Source organism: Actinomycetota bacterium (assembly GCA_009923495.1).
Classification (GTDB): domain Bacteria; phylum Actinomycetota; class Actinomycetes; order S36-B12; family UBA5976; genus UBA5976.
This window is the reverse complement of sequence record RFTJ01000032.1, coordinates 1-3660: the sequence shown is the minus strand read 5'-3', so window position 1 is coordinate 3660 and position 3660 is coordinate 1. Positions and strand designations below refer to the sequence as shown.

The window sequence follows — 3660 nt, the reverse complement described above, 5'->3', positions numbered from 1 at the left end:
ACACGCGAAGTAAGTGCACCGATACTGCAGCTACAAAGAACAGCGCAGCCCAGTGGTGAATCTGGCGCATCAGCAAGCCACCACGAACATCAAACGAGATGTCCAATGTGGAGGAGTACGCCTCAGACATCTTTACGCCTTTAAGCGGAAGGTAAGAACCGTTGTAGATAACTTCAGTCATCGATGGTTTGAACCACAAAGTGAGATAGGTGCCAGAAAGTAGCAAGATGATGAAACTGTAGAGCGCTATTTCACCGAGCATGAACGACCAGTGATCAGGGAACACCTTGGTGAGTAGGCGCTTCATGAAACCAGCAGGCGCTAAGCGCTCATCAACATAAACGGCTGCTTTACCAACTGGGGTAGTTGGATCTTCGTAATGAGTGGTACTCATTAGCCACGCTCCCAAAAACTTGGTCCTACGGGTTCGGCGAACCCTTGCTTCGCTACTAAGTAACCTTCGGCATCAACTGTGATCGCAAGCTGTGGCATGCGACGCGCAGCTGGCCCGAAGACCACATTGCCCGAGTCTGATAAATCAAATGTAGATTGATGGCACGGACACAGCAAGTGGTGCGTGCGCTGTTGGTAGAGCGAAATTGGGCAACCAACATGAGTGCAAATCTTTGAATAAGCAAGGATGCCCTGATAGTCCCAGTCTTTGCCTTGCTGCGAAACAATGTCAGCCGGATCCATGCGTACCAAAATGATAGAGGCTTTACCGCGCTCGTTGAGGTTACCGTCTTCTTCTTCTTTGTGCGCTAAATTCTCGGGAATCGCATTTACTAGGCCACCAATTGGAATGTCCTCGGGGCGTAGTTTGCGCATCGTTGGGTCGGTAACAATGTGGACTCCCGAGTCCCAAAGGGTCTTGCGAAGACGTGTACCTGGCATTGGACCAAGATCGCGAAGTAATACCACCAGCGGAATTGGAAAGAGTGCTAGTGCTCCGAGAAGTGTGCGGCGGATGATTTTGCGTTCGCCAAAACCGGATTCAGCAGCGCCTTGTTTAACCGCAGCAGCAAATTCCTGACGCGCAGTTGGGGTCGAACGCATTTCATGGCGCTCTTCAGCAACTTCAACATCTGGCATGAGTTTCTTAGCCCAGTGAATTGCGCCAGCGCCAATCAGGAACATGCCTAAGCCGAAGAGTGTGCCCAGCAAAACATTGCTCACGCTGGCATTGCCCACGATTGGGAAGTTGGCTGATTTACTCGTTGGCACTTTCACATACACCACAACAAAACCCAAGATGAGCAGAGCAGCCGAGGCGAACATAATCGCAACTTGGCGCTCAGCTCGTCTTGCTGCCTTGGGGTCGATGTCAGCTCGGCGTGGTGCGTGCGGACCTAGGGGGAAGACTGGTTTACCGCTGACAACATCTATGCCGTCAACACTGCCGATGGGCTCTTCATTTGCTAGATGCTCCAAGTCGCTCATTTCGCTTTGGCTCCGATCCAAACCGCAACGCCAATTAAGGCCACTAAGCCAACGGCGAAGATAAACAATCCTTCGGTTACTGTGCCAAGGCGACCCAGTGAGAAGCCACCAGGGTTCTCCTGCTTCTGCAACTCCTTGATGTATTTGATGATTGCCTGCTTTTCTTGTGGCGTTATGGTTTTATCGCTAAAAACGGGCATCGCCTGCGGTCCAGTAATCATGGCCTCATAAATGCGCTTGGCATCAGACTTCATCAAACTCGGCGCCATTCGACCTTCTGATAGCGCACCGCCACGACCCGAGAAGCTATGACATTGCGAACAGTTAGTGCGAAATAGTTCGCCCCCAAGAACCAGATCTGCTTCGTCGGTTTTAAGTTGATCGGCAGTTGGAATTGCTGGGCCAGCGCCAAGTGATGCCACATAGGCCGCTAATGCCGCCGTCTGGGCTTCGTCATAGACCGGCATCTTTGGCATGGCCTGCACACCAGGAGCGGCAAGTGGCATTCGGCCAGTGCCAACCTGGAAGTCAACAGCTGCTGCGCCAACTCCAATTAAGGATGGGCCATCAGAAGACCCTTGCGCTGCTAAACCATGGCACGAAGAGCAACCTACGAGGAACAGTTGCTTGCCTTCCTCAATTTGGGTTTGTGAGGCAACGACTTTCTGCGTCGGCGCACTTGAACTAGCGGCTGCGTAGGCCACTCCAGTAGTTGCTAGGCCAACAACGAGCACAGCGAGTAGTGCTGCTGGGTGCCTTCGGCTGATTGCCACGAATAGTTCCTTTTCGAGTCGATTACTTAATCAAATAAATTGTTGCGAACAGGCCGATCCAAACTACATCGACAAAGTGCCAGTAGTAAGAGACCACGATGGCTGATGTCGCTTTTTCGTGAGTAAAACTTTTGCCCGCATAGGTTCGACCTAAAACATAAAGAAAAGCAATAAGCCCGCCGGTTACGTGCAGGCCGTGAAAGCCAGTGGTGAGATAGAACGCTGAACCATATGGTGAAGACGAGATGGTCAGGCCTTCGTGCACCAGGGCTGCATATTCGGCCACCTGGCCACCAATGAAGAACGCGCCCATCAGGAAGGTCAGGATGAACCAGCGACGAAGCCCTTGGACGTTGCCCCGTTCGGCTGCGAACACACCCATCTGGCAGGTAACCGAAGAAAGCACCAGGATTGTCGTGTTCACCGAAGCGAACGGGATGTTCAAATCCTTGACTGTTTCGGCCCAAATTTCTGGGTTTACCGAGCGCAAAGTGAAGTACATCGCGAATAGGGCGGCAAAGAACATCAATTCGCTAGAGAGCCAAACAATGGTGCCAACGGAAACCATATTTGGGCGGTCAACTTGACGTGGAACTCGCACGGCAGAAGAGGTAGTCACGCCCTTAAGTTTAGTGCTTTATTGGCACGACTCTGCGCCTTGGACCCGATTTAGCACTCGTGAGGTTGGTAACACTTAGCCTGCATTAGGCTAGGGATGTGAGTTCACCAGATCGCGTCTTAAAAGTATTGGTTTACAGCGATGATGTAAACGTTCGCAATACCGTTCGCACCAGCCTTGGTCGCAAGCCCTCCGAGGACATCTCGGATGTAGACATTTTCGAATGCGCGACTGAACCTGCAGTTATTGCTGCGCTTGATAAGCGGCCATTTGACCTCGTGATTTTAGATGGTGAAGCAGTTCCAGCTGGCGGTATGGGAATTTGCCGTCAGATTAAAGATGAAATTTACAATTGCCCGCCGGCTATTTTGCTCGTGGGTCGCGCTGACGATCGTTGGTTGGCCACATGGTCACGCGCCGAGGCTATTGTGGCTCATCCCATCGATCCACGCTCGCTGGTACAGGCTGCTCTCGATTTATTGTCAGCCCCTGCCAAATAAGGCCAGTCATGAGCGCCGAAAGCTTTACCTGGAAAGATGTGCTCACGCTAGTTAGCCGTGGCACTGATTTAACCGCTGAACAAGCACATTGGGCCATGCATACCCTGATGTCTGGCACAGCAACCGACGCTCAAATCGCCGCCTTCATCATGGGCCTTCGGGTCAAGGGCGAAACTGCCATTGAAGTGCAAGGTCTGGTTGATGCCATGCTGGAAAACGCCGTGCGAGTTCAATTGGATCGCTTGGCCGTTGATGTGGTCGGCACCGGCGGCGATGGCGCACACACGGTCAACATTTCAACGATGGCTGCCTTGACCGTAGCTGGCGC

Annotated in this window: 6 protein-coding genes; 2 read left to right on the top strand and 4 right to left on the bottom strand. The window is 52.3% G+C overall.

Going from position 1 to position 3660, the window contains the following annotated elements; genetic code table 11:
* The 4 genes from EBS36_07125 to EBS36_07110 all read right to left on the bottom strand — a co-directional run.
* Positions 1 to 394: ubiquinol-cytochrome c reductase cytochrome b subunit (locus EBS36_07125; GenBank protein NBU32918.1), on the bottom strand; the 394-nt coding region annotated here is incomplete at its 3' end.
* Positions 394 to 1440 carry a Rieske (2Fe-2S) protein gene (locus EBS36_07120; protein NBU32917.1) on the bottom strand — a complete coding sequence of 349 codons (1047 nt, stop codon included), beginning with the start codon at positions 1438 to 1440 and terminating at the stop codon, positions 394 to 396. The genes EBS36_07125 and EBS36_07120, both read right to left, overlap by 1 nt.
* On the bottom strand, positions 1437 to 2174 hold the full coding sequence (locus tag EBS36_07115) for a cystathionine beta-lyase (GenBank protein ID NBU32916.1): 738 nt from the start codon (positions 2172 to 2174) through the stop codon (positions 1437 to 1439). Before EBS36_07115 ends, EBS36_07120 begins: the two co-directional genes overlap by 4 nt.
* A 61-nt stretch (positions 2175 to 2235) precedes the next feature.
* Positions 2236 to 2781, bottom strand: a complete 546-nt coding sequence (locus EBS36_07110; GenBank protein ID NBU32915.1) for a heme-copper oxidase subunit III — start codon at positions 2779 to 2781, stop codon at positions 2236 to 2238.
* Between the two features lie 149 nt (positions 2782 to 2930).
* On the opposite strand from EBS36_07110, the gene EBS36_07105 reads away from it, so the two are divergent.
* Both EBS36_07105 and EBS36_07100 read left to right on the top strand, forming a co-directional pair.
* Entirely contained in the window at positions 2931 to 3332 is a 402-nt protein-coding gene (locus tag EBS36_07105; protein NBU32914.1) for a DNA-binding response regulator, read from the top strand.
* Between the two features lie 8 nt (positions 3333 to 3340).
* A partial coding sequence (locus EBS36_07100; GenBank protein ID NBU32913.1) for an anthranilate phosphoribosyltransferase occupies positions 3341 to 3660 on the top strand: 320 nt, incomplete at its 3' end.

Coding starts and splice junctions, on each gene's coding strand:
- EBS36_07120 (NBU32917.1), bottom strand. CDS start 1,440: ATGAGCGACTTGGAGCATCTAGCAAATGAAGAGCCCATCGGCAGTGTT.
- EBS36_07110 (NBU32915.1), bottom strand. CDS start 2,781: ATGGTTTCCGTTGGCACCATTGTTTGGCTCTCTAGCGAATTGATGTTC.